17 protein-coding genes and 1 tRNA gene are annotated in these 16,872 nt (G+C 71.4%); 1 reads left to right on the forward strand and 17 read right to left on the reverse strand.

Going from position 1 to position 16,872, the window contains the following annotated elements; translation table 11 throughout:
- Window positions 1–411 precede the first annotated feature (411 nt).
- From AB0A74_RS03360 to AB0A74_RS03420, 13 genes are all read right to left on the reverse strand, one after another.
- Window positions 412–484, reverse strand: a tRNA-Leu gene (locus tag AB0A74_RS03360).
- A gap of 87 nt (window positions 485–571) precedes the next feature.
- On the reverse strand, window positions 572–1,642 hold the full coding sequence (locus AB0A74_RS03365) for a SagB family peptide dehydrogenase (protein WP_358247274.1): 1,071 nt from the start codon (window positions 1,640–1,642) through the stop codon (window positions 572–574).
- Window positions 1,623–2,684 (reverse strand): hypothetical protein, encoded by a 1,062-nt coding sequence (locus tag AB0A74_RS03370; RefSeq protein ID WP_358247275.1) that lies wholly within the window; start codon window positions 2,682–2,684, stop codon window positions 1,623–1,625. The genes AB0A74_RS03365 and AB0A74_RS03370 overlap by 20 nt, the downstream gene beginning before the upstream one ends.
- 60 nt (window positions 2,685–2,744) lie before the next feature.
- Window positions 2,745–2,867, reverse strand: coding sequence for a hypothetical protein (locus AB0A74_RS03375; RefSeq protein ID WP_015098199.1), 123 nt, complete (start codon window positions 2,865–2,867; stop codon window positions 2,745–2,747).
- A 185-nt stretch (window positions 2,868–3,052) separates the two neighbouring features.
- On the reverse strand, window positions 3,053–4,378 hold the full coding sequence (locus AB0A74_RS03380; RefSeq protein WP_358247276.1) for an NAD(P)/FAD-dependent oxidoreductase: 1,326 nt from the start codon (window positions 4,376–4,378) through the stop codon (window positions 3,053–3,055).
- A gap of 182 nt (window positions 4,379–4,560) precedes the next feature.
- Window positions 4,561–5,076 (reverse strand): hypothetical protein, encoded by a 516-nt coding sequence (locus AB0A74_RS03385; RefSeq protein ID WP_358247277.1) that lies wholly within the window; start codon window positions 5,074–5,076, stop codon window positions 4,561–4,563.
- Window positions 5,073–6,395 (reverse strand): DUF58 domain-containing protein, encoded by a 1,323-nt coding sequence (locus AB0A74_RS03390; protein WP_358247278.1) that lies wholly within the window; start codon window positions 6,393–6,395, stop codon window positions 5,073–5,075. The genes AB0A74_RS03385 and AB0A74_RS03390 overlap by 4 nt, the downstream gene beginning before the upstream one ends.
- Entirely contained in the window at window positions 6,392–7,351 is a 960-nt protein-coding gene (locus AB0A74_RS03395; RefSeq protein ID WP_358247279.1) for a MoxR family ATPase, read from the reverse strand. The genes AB0A74_RS03390 and AB0A74_RS03395 overlap by 4 nt, the downstream gene beginning before the upstream one ends.
- On the reverse strand, window positions 7,348–7,857 hold the full coding sequence (locus AB0A74_RS03400) for a hypothetical protein (RefSeq protein ID WP_358247280.1): 510 nt from the start codon (window positions 7,855–7,857) through the stop codon (window positions 7,348–7,350). Before AB0A74_RS03400 ends, AB0A74_RS03395 begins: the two co-directional genes overlap by 4 nt.
- Window positions 7,854–8,519 (reverse strand): DUF4129 domain-containing protein, encoded by a 666-nt coding sequence (locus tag AB0A74_RS03405; protein WP_358247281.1) that lies wholly within the window; start codon window positions 8,517–8,519, stop codon window positions 7,854–7,856. Before AB0A74_RS03405 ends, AB0A74_RS03400 begins: the two co-directional genes overlap by 4 nt.
- Window positions 8,520–8,559: 40 nt before the next feature.
- The gene (locus AB0A74_RS03410) at window positions 8,560–9,399 is read right to left on the reverse strand and encodes a hypothetical protein (RefSeq protein ID WP_358247282.1); all 840 of its coding nucleotides are present in this window, start codon (window positions 9,397–9,399) and stop codon (window positions 8,560–8,562) included.
- Window positions 9,396–10,496: a type IV toxin-antitoxin system AbiEi family antitoxin gene (locus AB0A74_RS03415; protein ID WP_358247283.1), complete on the reverse strand. Its 1,101-nt coding sequence runs from the start codon at window positions 10,494–10,496 to the stop codon at window positions 9,396–9,398. Before AB0A74_RS03415 ends, AB0A74_RS03410 begins: the two co-directional genes overlap by 4 nt.
- 51 nt (window positions 10,497–10,547) lie before the next feature.
- Window positions 10,548–11,261, reverse strand: coding sequence for a uracil-DNA glycosylase (locus AB0A74_RS03420; protein ID WP_358247284.1), 714 nt, complete (start codon window positions 11,259–11,261; stop codon window positions 10,548–10,550).
- A 30-nt stretch (window positions 11,262–11,291) separates the two neighbouring features.
- On the opposite strand from AB0A74_RS03420, the gene AB0A74_RS03425 reads away from it, so the two are divergent.
- Window positions 11,292–12,782: a peptidase S10 gene (locus AB0A74_RS03425; RefSeq protein WP_358247285.1), complete on the forward strand. Its 1,491-nt coding sequence runs from the start codon at window positions 11,292–11,294 to the stop codon at window positions 12,780–12,782.
- A 288-nt stretch (window positions 12,783–13,070) separates the two neighbouring features.
- On the opposite strand, the gene AB0A74_RS03430 is transcribed toward AB0A74_RS03425, so the two are convergent.
- Genes AB0A74_RS03430 through AB0A74_RS03445 form a run of 4 tightly spaced genes read right to left on the reverse strand, consistent with a single transcriptional unit; the run spans window position 13,071 to window position 16,861 of the window.
- Window positions 13,071–14,063, reverse strand: a complete 993-nt coding sequence (locus tag AB0A74_RS03430; protein WP_358247286.1) for a dipeptide ABC transporter ATP-binding protein — start codon at window positions 14,061–14,063, stop codon at window positions 13,071–13,073.
- Window positions 14,056–15,036, reverse strand: a complete 981-nt coding sequence (locus AB0A74_RS03435) for an ABC transporter ATP-binding protein (RefSeq protein ID WP_358247287.1) — start codon at window positions 15,034–15,036, stop codon at window positions 14,056–14,058. The genes AB0A74_RS03430 and AB0A74_RS03435 overlap by 8 nt, the downstream gene beginning before the upstream one ends.
- A gap of 9 nt (window positions 15,037–15,045) precedes the next feature.
- A complete protein-coding gene (locus tag AB0A74_RS03440; RefSeq protein WP_358247288.1) occupies window positions 15,046–15,945 on the reverse strand; it encodes an ABC transporter permease in 900 nt (299 codons plus the stop codon).
- Window positions 15,938–16,861 carry an ABC transporter permease gene (locus tag AB0A74_RS03445; protein WP_358247289.1) on the reverse strand — a complete coding sequence of 308 codons (924 nt, stop codon included), beginning with the start codon at window positions 16,859–16,861 and terminating at the stop codon, window positions 15,938–15,940. The genes AB0A74_RS03440 and AB0A74_RS03445 overlap by 8 nt, the downstream gene beginning before the upstream one ends.
- Window positions 16,862–16,872 lie beyond the last annotated feature (11 nt).

Raw genomic sequence — 16,872 nt, forward strand, 5'->3', positions numbered from 1 at the left:
CCGGGCCACGTTCGCCTGATCGCCCGCGCCCGCCACGACGTGGTTGCATCTTCCGCTATGGGCGATGTGGCGGTGGTGACCGGAGCGGCGCGCGGCGGCAGGATCGGCGGCGTGCGGCGGCATGGCTGGCAGCGTGCGGCGGCATGGCTGGCAGCGCGCGGCGGCAGGCTTGGCGGGCGGCGGCAGGGTCGGCGGTGGTGCGCGGCTCGGCGGCGGGGTCGGTGGCTCGGGAGCGGCGTACCTTGGCGTGGTCTGTGCGTGGCCTGTGTGTGGCGCGAGGGTTGCCTCCGGCCCCCGTCTCGATCGTCGCACGTGGGTACGACAATCGGGGCCGGAGAGCGCCCGGAGGCAACTCTGAGCGGCGCAGTTGATCACCCGATGATCGGGTGACAACGAAGGTTGGAGCAGTCGTGCCCCCGACGGGATTCGAACCCGTACTGTGACTCTTTTAAGGAGCCTGCCTCTACCTTTGGGCTACGGGGGCAGCGGCGAGCCTAAGCGGTTACGCAGCGTTCGTGGGGCTGGTTCGTCACAAGTCCCCCGCACGGCTCAATGCCAACCGCTATTGCGCTCATTCGGGTAATGGACCCACCGCGCTCATCCCGAGTACGACTTCGTGATAAGCGTCACACCCCAGCGCCTGTTCGACTAGTTCATCCCGCAATGCTGCGGTGAAGCCGATACCAAATCCCATTGCCGTAGCCACCAAATACGCGGTTTGCGACAGGTGACCCACATCCATTTGAACCACTCGGTACGCGCGCGAAGTGTCATACCGCCACCGCGTCCGTTCCAACACCGCGGTGTACGCGAGAACCAACGGCGCTTCCCCCACCCACGCCTGGTCGCCCGCCGCCTCCGCCATCTCCGCGGGCGACCAGCAGACGCCCAGCGGCTCCAGCGCGTGCGCCAGGCCGTCGTAGTGGTGCCACCCCGGCGGCAGGCCCTCCACGCCGCGCACGTGCGCGTAGATCTCGACCGGGTGCCGCCCACCCCCGGACGGACTGGTCTTGAACACCGTCCCCGTCCGCCCGATCCGCGACCGCACCGGCGACGGCGCGCCCAGCACCGCCAGCAGCTCCCCCACGCGCTCCAGCGGCACGCGGCCCGGACCGAACTCGCGCGACGTGCGCCGGGACAGCAGGACGTCCATCAAGCCCCGCGACCCCCACGACGGGTCCTCCGGCAGCCTCGGCAGCGGCACCACCGGTCCGCCGACGCTGCGGAACGGCGCGGGCGCCGGGTCGCGGGTCAGCTTCTCGTCCAGCAGCGCGTCGTGCTCGTCCGAGGCCTGGTAAGGGGCGTCCACCAGGGTCCGGCTCGCGAAGTGGAAGTGCCGCGCCGACGCGCCCCACGCGCGCCAGCCGGACAGCATGCGGCGCTCGGCCTCGTGCTGCGGCGACCCCTCCACGACCAGCACGCCCGCCTCGACCAGCTCGTCCAGCACCTTGCGCAGCGCGCTCTGGTCGGCCTCGCCGAGGGGCGCCAGCAGCTCGTCCACGTCGGTGAACTCGGTGAACTTGCGGCACAGCAGCTCGGCGGTCTCGCTGATCGCGAACTGCCGGTGGTGGAGGTAGTCGTCCCACACCACGGTGCCGTCCTGGTAGAACAGCGCCGCGTGCTCAGCGACCTTTACCCGCACCCATCAACTCCTTGAAACGCGCCGCCACCCACTCGTGCACGGCCTCGGACACCCGCTCGTCCTGCGCGCGGTGCTCGAACCACCGCCAGTCGCAGTTGACGTTGACCTCCAGGAACACGTGGTCGCCACCGGAGACCAGGAGGTCGAAGGCGGCGACCTGCAAGCGCCAGTGCCGCGCTAAGGCGAGCAGCCGGTCGGACAGGCGCGCCGGCACGTCGACCGGGGTCACGCGGACCGCCTCGGGATCGACCCACAGCTGCGCGGGGTCCAGCTTGTCGACCTGGAAGGCGAGGGTGCGCTCACCGACGACGAACACGCGCAGCTCGGTGTCGGACGGGACGTACTCCTGCACGATGACCGGCGCGGACTCCGGGACGTCGCCCGAGCGGCTGGTCTCCAGCGGGCGCGGGAACAGGCCGTGCTGCATCCCGGGGCGGGGTTCGAGCAGGTGGCGGCCGGTGGTCTTGACGATGCACCGCCCGCCGCCGGGCCGGGTGCGGCCGGGTCGGGTGGTCACGGCGGTGCGCGGGACGCGCAGGCCGAAGGACGCCGCGTCGGACAGCTGGGTCAGCCGGTCCAGGTGGGCGGTGGCGCGGGCGGGGTTGACGTGGGCCCAGTCGCCGCGGGTGGACAGCCAGTTCGCGACCGCGCCCCACTGGTCCACGGCGTAGGCGCCGGCCAGCGTGCCGGGTTCGACCTGGAGGGCGGAGAGCTCGAAGTGCCGGCGCCACACCAGCAGGGGCCGCAGCAGCCAGCGGTTCAGTTCCAGCAGGGGCGCGTCGGTGTAGACGGTGAGGGGGAGGTCCACGCAGCGGTCGGCGTCGACGCGGGCCATCCGGATGCCGCGTTCGGCGAGCGCGATGGAGAGGGCGTTCATCTCCATGTCGGCGGCGCGGGCGAGGACCAGCACGCAGGGCACGGGGCTGCCGTCGCCCTCGTCGACCATGCCGAGGCGGTGCACCTGCTCCTGGAAGTCCAGGTTCTTGGCGGGCGACCGGAAGATGTAGTCCTGGCCCTGCAGCAGCAGTGGGGTGGGCTTCACGGGCCGGACGGCCTCGGGTGGGGGAACCAGGTCGCTCCCCCACCCGGAAGCGGACATGACTCAGTCGTCTTTCTTGCTGCGAAAAACCTTTCCGGCGGTGGCGTACTCGGCGGCGTACTCCGCCAGCGCACGGTCCTCGATCTCACCGCGGCGAAGCTGTGCGGCCAGCTCCTCAAGCGACATCGCGGTCACCTCTCTCCCCACTGGCGCGTCACACTTTTGGTGGCGCACCAGTCGTAGTCTCGGGTTCACGTTACGCAATGTCAAGGTGACGCGCTGCCCATTACTCCCATTGGGGGCTCAAGTTACGAAGCTGAGCCAGACGGGTGCTTGCCCACCGCCACCAAACGGCGCAGTGGGCACCACACTCAGCTCTTCGTCGCCCGGTCGAACTCGGCCTTCGGCTCGTGGATCTGACCCAGCGCCACGACCTCGCGACCCGAGAACAACGCCTGCGTCCAGTCCACGAACACGCGGAACTTGCGGTTCACCGTAGGCATGAACATGACGTGGTAGCTGCGGTGCATGAACCAGGCGACAACGCCCTTGAAACGCAGCCCGAACACGTCCGCGACACCCTTGTAGAGGCCCAGGCCCGCGACGCTGCCGAGGTACTTGTGGAAGTAGTCCTTCGGCTTCTTGCCGCGCAGGGTGGCGACGATGTTCTTGGCGAGCAGCTTCGACTGCCGGATCGCGTGCTGCGCGTTGGGCACGCAGGTCGCGGTCGGGTCCTCCTCGGTGCGCGACAGGTCCGGCACCGCCGAGCAGTCGCCCGCCGCCCACACGCCGGGCAGGCCGACGACCTGCATCGCGGCCGTGCACTGCACGCGACCGCGCGCGTCCAGCGGCAGGTCGGTGTTGCGCAGCATCGGGTTGGCCTTCATGCCGGCCGTCCAGATGATGGTGTCCGAGTCGAACTCGGTGCCGTCGTCGAGGACGACGTGGCCGTCCTCCATCGACTTGACCCGCGTGTCGAGGTAGCACTTGATGCCGCGCTTCTCCAGCTGCTGCACCGTGTAGACGCCGAGCTTCGCGCTCACCTCGGGCATGATCCGGTTGGTCGCCTCGACCAGGACCCAGTGCATGTCCTCCTGGCGCAGGCCCTCGTAGTAGCGCAGCGCGTAGCGGGCCATGTCCTCCAGCTCCGCCAGCGTCTCGATGCCCGCGAAGCCGCCGCCGATGACGACGAAGCTCAGCAACCGCTTGCGCAGCTCCGGGTCGTTGGTGCTGGCGGCCTGGTCCAGCCGCGACAGCACGTGGTTGCGCAGGTAGATCGCCTCGCCGATGGTCTTCATGCCGATGCCGACCTCGGGCAGGCCCGGGATGGGCAGGGTGCGCGAGATCGCGCCCAGCGCCGAGACGAGCACGTCGTACTCGTACTCCTCGACGTGGCCGTCGGCCAGCTCGACCGTCACGGCCTTGCGGGCGTGCTCGATGCGGGTGGCGCGGCCGGTGACGACGTGGCAGCGCTTGAGGACCTTGCGCAGCGGCACGACGACGTGGCGCGGCTCGATCGAGCCGGCCGCCGCCTCCGGGAGGAACGGCTGGTAGGTCATGTGGGGCTGTGGGTCGATGACCGTGACCGACGCCTCACCGGAACGCAGCTTCTTCTGCAATCCCAGCGCGGTGTACATGCCGACGTACCCACCGCCGACAATCACGATCCGTGTGGGTTGCGACTTCACAGCAGCCATACGCCTATGGTCGCACCGGAGGGTCGTTTCCGACGGGTCGTCAGGCCCCGTTGTGACCACAGTCGCCGGGTGATGAGCGACACTCAGCGCGCTGACCAGCGGCGGTGTCCCCACCAGGGGTGAACGTGCTGAGAGGAACGATCCAGAAGCTCAGCTTTCGCTGAGTGGTCGAGACGCTTCTCTCAGCTCCGCCGGCGCATCAGGAGGACCGCGCCGAGCACCAGACCGGCCGCGCACGCCAGTCCGATCACCTCAACGGCGGCGTCCGTCCGGCCGCCCGGCAGAAGGAGCACGACACCCGCCAAACCGAGCACTCCCGCCTGCACCGCGACGAACCGCAGGGCCGCCGGACGCAGGGCGGACGGGTGAATGCGGCTCCGAACGGGTACGAGCGCTGCGTAAGCGCACAGCAGGTGCAGCAAATGCACCAGCGCGACCAGCACGAGCACCGCCGGCCGCACCGGTTCGCCCCCGAGCACCACCAACGCCACCGGCGGATAGGCGACCAACAGCGCGGCGGCGGCCGACGCGGGAATGGCGGCGGCCACGCCCGTCAAACCGACGTACAACACCAATGGAGTAAGCGTCACTCCTTCGGCGTAAAGAACGCCGGCGGCGATCAAGCCGACCACTCCGACGGCCGCGCGGAACACCCATCCGGGCCAACCGCCCCGCAAATCGACCGATCCGGGATTCACCGGCGCACCCCCGGTCGGGCGGCCTCGCGCAGCACCGCCGAGATCGCCGCCGCACGGGCGTCCCAGGTCACGACGGCCACGCCGTGCCGGCGCATGGCCTCCAGCCGCACCTCGTGCTCCAACTCCAACACCCGCAACGCGGCGGCGCCCCACGGCGTCTCCCGGTCCGGCCGCAGCCCCGACGGCAGCACGTCCACCGCCAGCACCACGTGACCGCGCCGCGCCGCGTGCACGGACAGCTCCACCACGTCGGCGTCCAGGAACGGCGACAGCACGACCACCAACGCGCCGTGCGGCAACTGCTCCCGCCGCAGCACCGGCCGCTGCGCCCACCCCGCCGACCGCGCGCACACCACGAGCTGGTTGCGCAGCCGCAGCAACTGCCGCCGCCCGGCCCCCGGCCGCACGGACAGCTGCGGCCGGCCCAGGTCCACCAGGCCCACCCGGTCGCCCTGCCGCAGGTACCCGGCCGCCAGCGACGCCGCCGCCCGCACCGCCAGGTCCAGGCTGCCGCCGACCCGGGTGGTCGCGTCCTGCGTCGCCACCGACCACGACCCCACGTCGGTGTCCACGTCGAACCGGGTGTCCAACGCCAGCACGACGTCCGCGTCCGCCTCCGCGTGGTGCTCGCGGACGTGCAGCGCGCCGGCCCGCAGCGACACCCGCCAGTCGACCCGCCGCAGCCGGTCACCCGGCTGGAACGCCCGGATGTCGCGCAGCTCCACCGAGTCGCCCGGCCGCCGCGCCCGGTGCGCGCCGACCAGGCCGCGCGCTCGCGCCGGCAGCAGCCCGGCGGGCAGCTGGTGGACCGGCGGCAGGATCACGCGGCCCCGTTCGGCGGCGGTCACCGGCCCGAACACCAGCAGCCCGTCCGGCCCGGCCACCAGGTGGTCCGGTCGCAGGTCCACGCCCTCGCCCCAGGCGTCGCGGCGCAGCACCACCTCGACCGACCGGGTGCCGGCGGGCAGCAGGTGCACCGGGCCGAGCCCGGGTCCACCCGCCGGCAGCCGGATGGCGACCACCTCGGCCCCGCTGCCCGCGTCCACCTCGACCAGCGACTTCGCCGCGCCGACCTCGCCGGTGCGCGGCAGCCCGCGCACCGCCACGACCGGTTTCCCGCCGACCTTCGCGACCAGCGCGATCAGCGTCGAGACCAGCAGCGGCGCGCCGAACAGCACCAGCTCGACCCGGTGGATCAGCCCGCCGACGACGACCAGCCCGACCCCGAGGGCCGCGCCGCGCACCAGGGCGTCCGTGGGGTGCCAGTGCGACCCGCGCCCGCCGGACAGGGCGTCCTTGATGCGCTGCCCGCGGCTCATGACCGGCTACTGGCCGGTCCGGCGACGCGGCCCAGCAGCTCGGTGACGACCTCCACGCCGGTCACGCCGGAGGTCCACGTCTCGGGCCGCAGCGTGAGCCGGTGCGCCAACGCCGGGACCGCGCACTCCTTGACGTCCTCGGGCACCACGAAGTCCCGCCCGTCCAGCACCGCCAGCGCCCGCCCGACCAGCACCAGCGCCTGCGCGCCGCGCGGGGACGCCCCGACCTCGACGGCCGGGTGCGCGCGGGTGGCGGCGGCGAGGTCCACGCAGTAGCGCAGGACGTCCTCGTCCACGGCGATCCGCTCCACCCCGCGCTGGAGTTCGAGCAGGCGGTCGGCGTCCAGCACGGGTTCCACCTCGGCCTCCTCGCGCTGCCGGGCCAGGCGGCGGCGCAGCACCTCCACCTCCTCCTCCGGCGGCGGGTAGCCGATGTCCAGGCGCAGCAGGAACCGGTCGAGCTGGGCCTCGGGCAGCGGGTAGGTGCCCTCGTACTCGACCGGGTTCGCGGTGGCCAGCACGTGGAACGGGCGGGGCAGCGGGAACGTGCGGCCCTCGACCGTGACCTGCCGTTCCTGCATGGCCTCCAGCAGGGCGGACTGGGTCTTGGGCGGGGTGCGGTTGATCTCGTCGGCCAGCAGCAGGCCGGTGAACACCGGTCCGGCGCGGAAGTGGAAGTCGCGCTCGCCCGGGTCGTAGAGGAAGGAGCCGGTGACGTCGGCGGGCAGCAGGTCCGGCGTGCACTGGAGGCGCTTGAAGTCCAGGCGCAGGGCCTGCGCGAGCGACCGGGCCATCAGGGTCTTGCCCAGGCCGGGGACGTCCTCCAGCAGCACGTGCCCGCCCGCCAGGACCGCCGCCAGCGCCAGCCGCAGCGAGCGCTGCCGGCCGACGACGACGGTGCCGACGGCGTCGAGGACCGCCTTGGCCTCGATGCCGATGCGGGTCGCTGAGGTCACAGGTCCTCCAACAGCTCGGCGAGCCTCGTGGGCTCGGGCAGGGTCGCCGCCGGGTCGGTGACCAGGCGGTGCAGCTCGGGGCCGAGGACCGCGGCGGCGCGCGGGTCGGCGAGGTCGGGCACGCCGTGCGCCTGGCGCAGCCGGGCCTCGACGAGGCGGCGCAGCCGGGGCTGGACGCGCAGGGTGAACCGGTCGTGGTCCACGGCGGCCTCCGCGAGCCGGCTCGCCAACGTGCTCGCGTGCCCGGAGGTCGCGGTGGAGAACAGGGCGGGCGGCGCGGCCCAGACGACGTCGGTGGCGCGGGGCAGCCGGGCGGCGAGCACGCCGAGCGCGAGGACGGGCACGGCGACCACGACCGCCCAGTGCAGCGGCGCGCCGACGCGGACGAGCGTGAACGCCGTCGCCACACCGACCACGACCCCGATGCCCACGGCCGCGCCCATGCCCGCGAGCGGACGCATCGGCTCGGGGTCGGCGTCCGGGCCGATCCGGTCGGGGGCCGTCACGCCCGGCTCCCGTCGAGGTCGCGCACGATGTGCTCCAACGCCTCCCGCGCGACCCGGGCGTCGTCCTCGGTGACCTCGGCCGTCCCGAACCGCGCCCGCTGGTAGGCCCGCCGCAACGCGCCGGTGGCCGCTTCGTCCACGGCGAACCGCGCGAGGAGACCACCGGTGAACTCGGTGGCCGTCTGGTGCGGCAGCCGCTCGACGCCGCTGTCCGCCGCCGCTTCTTCGAGCCGCAGCCAGGCGAACACGACGGCGTCGCGAGGCGGTCCCCCGGTCCGCCGGGAGAGGTCCTCCAACGCCTCCCGCGCCCCGCGCACCAGCAGCTCGGGCACCCGCACGTACACGTCGTCCGCCGTCTCCCCCACCGCCCCGGCCCCCCGCCGCTTGCGCCCCTTCGGCAGCCGCAACACGCTCAGGAGCCCGATGATCACGACGACGGTCATCACGATCAACACGAGCACGACGAGCACCAGTGACCCACCGACCACCGACCCGCGCTCGACGTCACCCACGTCCCCGGCCGGCGGCTGGGTGATCGTGGGCGCGGCCTGCTCGCCACCCCCGCGGTCCTCGTACGGGACCGGCGACGCGCCCCGCGCGGACAGGGCCACGACGACCAACGCCAACCCCACGAGGAGCGCGAGGACGAGCCGGGGTCTCATGGCAAGAGAATGCCCGCCGAACCACCCCGACGCCCGCCGTTTACCCCAAGATCCCCGCCGCCCTGCCGTCCGGCGACTCGTCGAACCTCATGCTCTCCAGCACTTCCTCCACCAGCGCGACGGTCGAGGCCTTGATCACGTCCGGATCCTCGAACCCCGCTTCGGCGTCCGCGGCCAGCGACGGGATGGGGCCGTCGGGGTGCGTGCCGTGCTCGCGGAGGGCGTGGACGGCGAGCCGGGTCGCGTCCGCGGAGAGTCCGTTCAGCAGCAGCCCGTCCAGGGTCGCCGCGAGAGCGACGGGGTCGGCGACCCGGAGCAGGCGCAGGACGTCCAAGCCGTCCTTCGGCTTGAGCCGCTTGGGGTTCGTCAGCCGCTCGCTGATCTTGACCACCTTCGAGACGAGCAGCGCCGCCGGGCCCGCGACCCGCACGTCGAACGACCTCGTGTCCTCCTCGGCCAGTGCGGCGATCCGGCGGCTGTCGTTGTCCACGATCGCCGCCTCCAGTCCTTGCGTCCGGCGGAAGAACCGCCCGTGGCCCGGCACTTCGGTCGATCGACGGCCGTGTCCCGTGCTGAGGGCTTCGGGCACCATCAGATCGACCGCCACCTGTCCGCGCCCGAGCCAGGTCCCCGGCTGCCCGCCTTGCACGAACCCGGCGCGCTGCATGGCGGAGGCGATGAGCGGTTCGTCCGCCACCAGGCCCGGCGCGACGACCAGGTCGGCGTCCGTGGTCGTCGGCGCGGTGGCGAGGTCCGCACTCCCGCTGTGGATGTAGACGGCTTGTGCGCCCACCAGCACCACGGCTTGGAGGTGCGGTCCGAGCGCTTGCAAAGCGTCCAGCAGGACCGCTCGTGCCGCCACGTACTCGGGTGGCGTCATGACGTCCACCCCTCCTCCACAGCGGCGAGCGCACCCATCAACTGCTCCGCCTCCTCCGCCGACCGCCCCGATCCGGTCAGCAGGTCCGCCACCACCTGCGCGGGAGGGGCGCACCGCCGGCCGTTCACCGTCCGGGCCCGTTCTCGCACGACGTCGTCATAGGGCCGGATCACGAACACGTTGGCCCCGCGCTCGACCCGCTTGAGCCGGAGCCGATCCATCAGGCCGATCGGGTCGGTGGTGTAGACGCTCAGCGAACCCAACGGGGACACCGGCACCACGTCCGCGGGCAGGTACGCGCGTGCGGCGGCCGACCCGGTGAGCACGGCCGGCACATCGACGTCCAGCAGGGCTCCCAAGGCGTGGTCGATCCCGCGCGGGTCGATCGCCGCGATGACCTCGTTGGACTTCATCACCTGGTAGTCGGCGGCCCACCGGGTCACCAGCGCCCGCCTGCGCACCGCGACGACCGCTCCGTCCGAACTCCGCCGGATCGTGGCTTCCCGGTCGAGCAGGTCGAGCACCCGCGAACTGCTCGACGCGCTCACGCCCGCCAGGGTCGCCACTTCGCGCACCCCCACCGGTGTCCCCGACTCGCAGAGGGCCAGCACGACCCGCGCCGCCGCCGCACCTCGAAGGGTCTTGAGGTTCCGTTCTTCCGGTTCCCTCAGGCCACTTCGGTTCGCACCGATGCGGTCGATGAACACCGCTGGGCGGTCCAAGACGAGCCGGACGTTGCCGGTCGCGTCGAACCAGCCGATGCCATGGGTCTCCAGTTCGGCTCTGACCGTGGGTGACACGAACGGCGCCACCAGCACCGCACCTCGCGTCCGACCGCCTCGGAAAGCGGCGACCTGGGCTGCCACCCGCGCGACGTCCTTCGGCGCGATCTGCCGCTTGAACTCGATCAACACGGTCGCTGTGAACCCATCAGGATCACGGACGGCCAGTTCCGCGTCGGCCTCGCGCATGTCCCGGCTGACCCCGAGCCTGACCTCGACCGCCCAGGTCGCCGGGAGAACGGCCCGCACGGCCTCTGCGGCGGCGGTGATCAACTCCGCCTCGGTTGTTCCATGTTCCGTCGTGTTCCGCGACACGTGGAACAGTATCGTTTGCGGAACACCCTCCAGTCCACCGGCAAAAACCACTCAAATTGATGATCCTGCGATCCCCGCCGCCCGCGCGGCTCGACGCAGCACGTCCTCCAGCATCGACGGGGTCAGGCGGCCGGTGAAGGTGTTGTGCGGGCTCACGTGGTAGCTGCCGAACAGCTCCAACGGCGGCCCGTCGTCCTGGGCCGGCAGCGTCACCGAGACGCCGTGGCCGAAGACCGGCCGGGGTCGGGGGACCTCCCAGCACGACGCCAGGACCGGCAGCAACGCCTGCCAGCCGAAGCCGCCCAGCACCACCACCGCGCGCAGGGTCGGCCGGAGGAGTTCCAGCTCGGAGATCAGCCACGGCCGGCAGTTGTCGCGCTCCCGCGCGGTCGGCTTGTTCTCCGGGGGCGCGCACTTCACCGGGGCCGTGATGCGGGTGCCGTGCAGCTCCAGGCCGTCGCCGCGGCGCACGGACGTCGGCTGCGACGCCAGCCCCACCGCGTGCAGGGCCGCGTACAGGAAGTCGCCGGACGGGTCGCCGGTGAACATCCGCCCGGTCCGGTTGCCGCCGTGCGCCGCCGGGGCCAGGCCGACCAGCGCCAACCGCGCGTCCGGCGGACCGAACCCGGGCACCGGCCGCGCCCAGTACTCCTCGCCGGCGAACGCGGCCCGCTTGACCCGCGCCACCTCCTCGCGCCACGCCACCAGCCGGGGGCACGCGCGGCACGTGCTCACCCGGCGGTCCAGCTCGGAAAGGCTGCGCATCGACCCGTGCCCCAACCGTAGAGTTCGACCATGACCGACAAGGACACCGAGGACGGCAAGACCCCGGTGACGGGGAACGGCGACGCGGGGAAGGACACCCCGACCGACGACCTCGTCACCACCCAGCACAGCACCACCGTCAAGCGGCGCAAGTTGAACTACACCGCGACCACCGGCCGGGTGGTGCTGCGCCAGGAGGTGCTGACCGACGGCAAGTTCGACGGGCACGTCGCGAAGGCCGAGGTCTTCCTCACCGCCTACACGCTCGACGGCGCGGACCCGGCCAAGCGCCCCGTGACGTTCGCGTTCAACGGCGGACCGGGCTCCTCCAGCGTGTGGCTGCACCTGGGCCTGCTGGGCCCGCGCCGCGTGGTGTCCGGCGACGTGGGCGAACTGGCGCCCCCGCCGTACGAGCTGGTCGACAACCCCGAGACCCTGCTCGCGCACAGCGACCTGGTGTTCATCGACCCGGTGTCCACCGGCTACTCACGGGCGGTCAAGGGCGAGAAGCCGGGCGAGTTCCACGGCTTCCAGGGCGACGTGGAGTCGGTCGGCGAGGTGATCCGCCTGTGGACCTCCCGCCACGGCCGCTGGCTGTCCCCGAAGTTCCTGGCCGGCGAGTCCTACGGCACCACCCGCGCGGCGGCGCTGGCCGAGCACCTCCAGACCCGCTACGGCATGTACCTCAACGGCCTCATGCTGATCTCGTCGGTCCTGGACTTCGCCACCCTGGACTTCAGCGAGGGCAACGACCTGCCCCACACGCTGTTCCTGCCGACCTACGCGGCCATCGCCCACTACCACGGCCTGCACGGCGACCGCCCGCTCGACGAGGTGCTGGCCGAAGCGGAGGACTTCGCGTCCCGGGACTACCCGTGGGCCCTGGCGAGGGGCCACCGCCTGACCGACGAGGAACGCGCCGCCGCGGTCACCAAGCTGGCCACCCTCACGGGCCTGTCCGAGGACTACGTGGACCGCGTGGACCTCCGCCTGGAACACGTCCGCTTCTTCACCGAACTCCTGCGCCCGCAACGCCGCGTCGTGGGCCGCCTGGACTCCCGCTTCTCCGGCCCGGACAACGACTACGGCCGCGAGCAGTTCAGCGAGGACCCGTCCTACTCGGCCATCCTGGGCCCGTACACGGCGGCGCTGAACCACTACCTGCGCGCGGACCTGGGCTACGAGAACGACCTGCCGTACGAGATCATCTCCCGCACGGTCCACCCGTGGTCGTTCAAGGAATTCGAGGCCCGGCACGTGACGGTGGCGGACAAACTGGCCTCGGCCATGCGCGCCAACCCGGCCCTGAAGGTCCACATCGCGTACGGCCACTACGACGGCGCGACCCCGTACTACGCGGCAGAGCACGTGGTGGCCCACCTGAAGGTGCCGAAGGAACTCCTGGACAACATCGAACACGCCTACTACCCGGCGGGCCACATGATGTACGTCCACGAGCCCAGCCGAATCCAGCAGTCCAAGGACCTGGCCACCTTCGTGCAGTCAGCCTCCAACCGCTAACCCGGAGCCCACGCGCCACGGGCTGCCAAGCCACAGGAAGGGCCTCGGTTCGTTCCCCGTACGGCCTGGGCGCAGCCCAACCGCGCTTCTCCCTTCTTGGCAACCAGCTTTTCCGGTTGCCAAGAAGGGAGAAGGGTGGTTGCCTCCGGCAGGCCGTACGGGGAACGAACCGACGCCCTTCCACCCCCGGGGGCCTGCCGCGCGGCGAGCGCCGCTTTTAGCTCTTCGCTCTTGATCTTTCGCTTCGCTTTCGCTTTCGCTTCGCTTTCGCTTTCGCGAGCCCGCGCCTCAGGGCACCACAGAGCGCTCCTCAGCGAAGTGACAGGCACTCAAGTGCCCACCCCGATCAACCAAAGCAGGCTCCTCCACCGCACACACGTCCTGAGCCTTCCAACACCGAGTCCGAAACCGACACCCGGACGGCGGATCGATCGGCGAGGGAACATCCCCCGTCAACCGGATCACGTCCCGCCGCCCCCGCAAAGCCGGATCCGCCACCGGCACAGCCGACAACAACGCCTGCGTGTACGGGTGCGTCGGGTGGTTGTAGATCTCCTCCTCGGTCCCGATCTCCACGATCTTCCCGAGGTACATCACCGCCACCCGGTCCGACAGGTGCCGCACCACCGACAGGTCGTGCGCGATGAACACGTAAGCCAGCCCGAACTCCGATTGCAGCTCCCCCAACAGGTTCATCACCTGCGCCTGGATCGAGACGTCCAACGCCGACACCGGCTCGTCGCACACGATCACCCGCGGCCGCAGCGCCAGCGCCCGCGCGATGCCGATCCGCTGCCGCTGCCCGCCGGAGAACTGGTGCGGGTACCGGTTGATGTGCTCGGGGTTCAACCCGACCACGTCCAGCAACTCCCGCACCCGCCCCGCCCACGACCCCTTCGGCGCGACCTCCGAGTGGATCTCGAACGGCTCGCCCACGATGTCGCCCACGGTCATCCGCGGGTTCAACGACGTGTACGGGTCCTGCAACACGATCTGCATGTCCCGCCGCAGCCGCTTCAACTCCGCGCCCCGCAAGGAGAACATCGGCCGGCCCTCGAAGAACGCCTCCCCCGACGTCGGCGGCTCCAACAACATCAGCACCTGGGCCAGCGTCGACTTCCCGCACCCGGACTCGCCGACCACCCCGAGCGTCTCGCCCGCCCGCAGCGTGAACGACACGCCGTCCACCGCCCGAACCCACCCGATGGTCTGCTTGAACAGCACACCGCGCTTCACCGGGAAGTGCTTGACCAGACCCCGGACCTCCAGCAGCTCAGCCACGGACGACCTCCTCCGCGAAGTGGCACGCGCTCGCCCGCCCCAGCCCCAACCGAACCTGGCCGGGCACCTCCGAGGAACACACGTCCTCGGCCCGCGGACACCGCGGGTGGAACGGACACCCCGACGGGATCCGCAACAGGCTCGGCGGCAGACCCTTGATGGTCTCCAACGCCGTCCCCTTGGCATCGATCCGCGGCAACGACCGCATCAACGCCGCCGTGTACGGGTGGCCGGGCGACCGGAACAGCGACAGCGCGTCGGCGTGCTCCACGATCCGCCCCGCGTACATGACGACGATCCGGTCCGCGACCTCCGCGACCACGCCCAGGTCGTGCGTGATCAGGATCAACCCCATGCGCCGCTCGCGCTGGATCTCCGCCAGCAGGTCCATGATCTGGGCCTGCACGGTGACGTCCAGCGCGGTCGTGGGCTCGTCCGCGATCAGCACCTCCGGGTCCAGCGCCAACGACATCGCGATCATCGCGCGCTGCCGCATGCCACCCGAGAACTGGTGCGGGTACTCCCGAACCCGTTGCCGCGCGTGGGGGATCCGCACCAGGTCCAGCAGCTCGACCGCCCGCGCCCGCGCGTCGGCCCGGCTCATGCCGCGCCGCAGCCGCAACTGCTCCTCGATCTGGAACCCGACCGTGAACACCGGGTTCAGCGCGGACAGCGCGTCCTGGAAGATCATCGCGATCCCCTCGGCCCGCACCTCCCGCCGCCGCTCTTCCGACGCCTTCAGCAAGTCCTCGCCGTGGAACCGCACCGACCCGCCCGTCACGAACGCCGGTGGCGTGTCGAGGATGCCCATCACCGCCTGCGCGGTGACCGACTTGCCCGACCCCGACTCCCCGAGCACCGCAAGCGTTTCCCCGGCGTCCACGTGGTAGCCGACACCGTTGAGGACCCGCGCCACGCCGTCCCGCGTGCGGAACTCGACGTGCAGGTCCTCGACCTCCAGCAAAGCCGTCACGAGCGCCTCCTAGCGCAGCTTCGGGTCGAGGGCTTCGCGCACGGCGTCGCCCAGCATCACGAACGCGAGCACGGTCGCGGTCAGGAACCCCGCCGGGAACAGCAGGGCGTGCGGCGCGACGCGCAGGTAGTCCTTGGCGCTGTTGATCATCACGCCCCACGACACCACCGGCTGCCGCAGCCCGATGCCCAGGTAGGACAGCGTCGCCTCGGCCCCGATGAACGCGCCGAGCGCGATCGTCGAGTACACCAGGACCGGCGCGACGCAGTTGGGCAGCATGTGCTTGCCGATGATCCGCCGGGGCCGCGCGCCCAGCGCCCGCGCCGCCTTCACGTAGTCCTGTTGCTTGGCCGCGATCGCCGTGGACCGCATGATCCGCATCGCCACCGGCCACGACAGCACCGCGATCGACAGCACCACCTGCGCCACGATCCGCGCCGGACCGGCGTCCCCGCCCGCGTTGAGCGTGGTCAGGATGACGATCGCGCCGAGCACGAACGGCACGCCCACGAAGATGTCCGCGACCCGCGACACCACCGCGTCCAGCCACCCGCCGTAGAACCCGGCCAGGATGCCGATCGTCGCGCCGGCCAGCACCACGCCGACCGTGGACAGCACGCCCACCACGATCGACGCCCGCGCGCCGTGGATGACCCGCGTGTAGACGTCGTAGCCCTGGTTGTCGTACCCGAACCAGGCCTCGGCGGACGGCGCCTGGCGGCTGCGCGAGAGCTGCGCCAGCCCGGGGTCGCCGGAGGTGAACAGCGACGGCGCCGCCGCCATCAGCACCACCAGCAGGATCATCGACACCGACACCCAGAACAGCGGCCTGCGCCGCAACTCGTGCCAGGCGTCGCCGAACAGCCCGCGCGGCCGGTCCGCCGCGAGCACCGCCATCTGGTCAGTCATAACGGATCCTCGGGTCCAGCACCGCGTACAGGAGGTCGACCAGCAGGGTCATCAGCAGGTACACCAGGACCAGGACGGTCACGACGCCGGTGACCATCGCGCCGTCCTTGGTCAGGATCGAGCGGAACACCAGGCCGCCCACGCCGGTCACGTTGAAGATGCCCTCGGTGACGATCGCGCCGCCGAGGAACGCGCCCAGGTCGGTGCCCAGGAAGGTGATCACGGGGATCAACGAGTTGCGCAGCATGTGCACGCCCACCACCCGCTTCTGCGGCAACCCCTTGGCCAGCGCGGTCCGCACGTAGTCGGCGCGCTTGTTCTCGGCGATGCCGGCGCGGGAGAGCCGGGCCACGTAGGCCATCGACAGCGAGGCGAGCACGAACCCGGGCACGACCAGGTTGCCGATCGTGGGCGAGGTGACCGTGGGCGAGATCAGCCCGAGCTGGAGCCCGAACACCAGTTGCACCACGTACCCGGTGACGAACACGGGGATGGAGATCAGGAACAGCGTGGACACCAGGACCAGGCTGTCCAGGAACCCCCGGTTGCGCAGGCCGCTCACCACGCCGGCGGTGATGCCGATGACGGCCTCGATGACCAGCGCGACCAGCGCGAGCTTCAACGTGACCGGGAACGTGGCGGCGATCCGGTCGCCGACGCTCAGGCCCGCCGAGGTGAGCCCGAAGTCGCCCTGCAGCAGGTTGCCCAGGTACTTGGCGTACTGCACGACGAGCGGGTCGTCGAGGTTGAACTTGTCGCGCATGGCGGAGACGTAGGACTCCGGGCAGTCCCGCTCACCGCACTTGCCCTCGAACGGATCACCCGGGACGGCCCACACCAGCGCGTAGATCAGGAAGGTGGTCCCGATGAAGACCGGGATCATCTGGAGGAGTCGACGCAACACATAGCGGCCCATGTCACGAGCCC

This window comes from Saccharothrix sp. NPDC042600 (assembly GCF_040647305.1).
GTDB lineage: Bacteria > Actinomycetota > Actinomycetes > Mycobacteriales > Pseudonocardiaceae > Actinosynnema > Actinosynnema mutabilis.

What these genes read in the sequence shown, in the direction of transcription:
- AB0A74_RS03375 (WP_015098199.1), bottom strand. Translation starts at nt 2,867, where the DNA reads ATGTCGCTTGAGGAGCTGGCCGCACAGCTTCGCCGCGGTGAGATCGAG.
- AB0A74_RS03380 (WP_358247276.1), bottom strand. Translation starts at nt 4,378, where the DNA reads ATGGCTGCTGTGAAGTCGCAACCCACACGGATCGTGATTGTCGGCGGT.
- AB0A74_RS03390 (WP_358247278.1), bottom strand. Translation starts at nt 6,395, where the DNA reads ATGAGCCGCGGGCAGCGCATCAAGGACGCCCTGTCCGGCGGGCGCGGG.
- AB0A74_RS03405 (WP_358247281.1), bottom strand. Translation starts at nt 8,519, where the DNA reads ATGAGACCCCGGCTCGTCCTCGCGCTCCTCGTGGGGTTGGCGTTGGTC.
- AB0A74_RS03410 (WP_358247282.1), bottom strand. Translation starts at nt 9,399, where the DNA reads ATGACGCCACCCGAGTACGTGGCGGCACGAGCGGTCCTGCTGGACGCT.
- AB0A74_RS03420 (WP_358247284.1), bottom strand. Translation starts at nt 11,261, where the DNA reads ATGCGCAGCCTTTCCGAGCTGGACCGCCGGGTGAGCACGTGCCGCGCG.
- AB0A74_RS03425 (WP_358247285.1), top strand. Translation starts at nt 11,292, where the DNA reads ATGACCGACAAGGACACCGAGGACGGCAAGACCCCGGTGACGGGGAAC.
- AB0A74_RS03440 (WP_358247288.1), bottom strand. Translation starts at nt 15,945, where the DNA reads ATGACTGACCAGATGGCGGTGCTCGCGGCGGACCGGCCGCGCGGGCTG.
- AB0A74_RS03445 (WP_358247289.1), bottom strand. Translation starts at nt 16,861, where the DNA reads ATGGGCCGCTATGTGTTGCGTCGACTCCTCCAGATGATCCCGGTCTTC.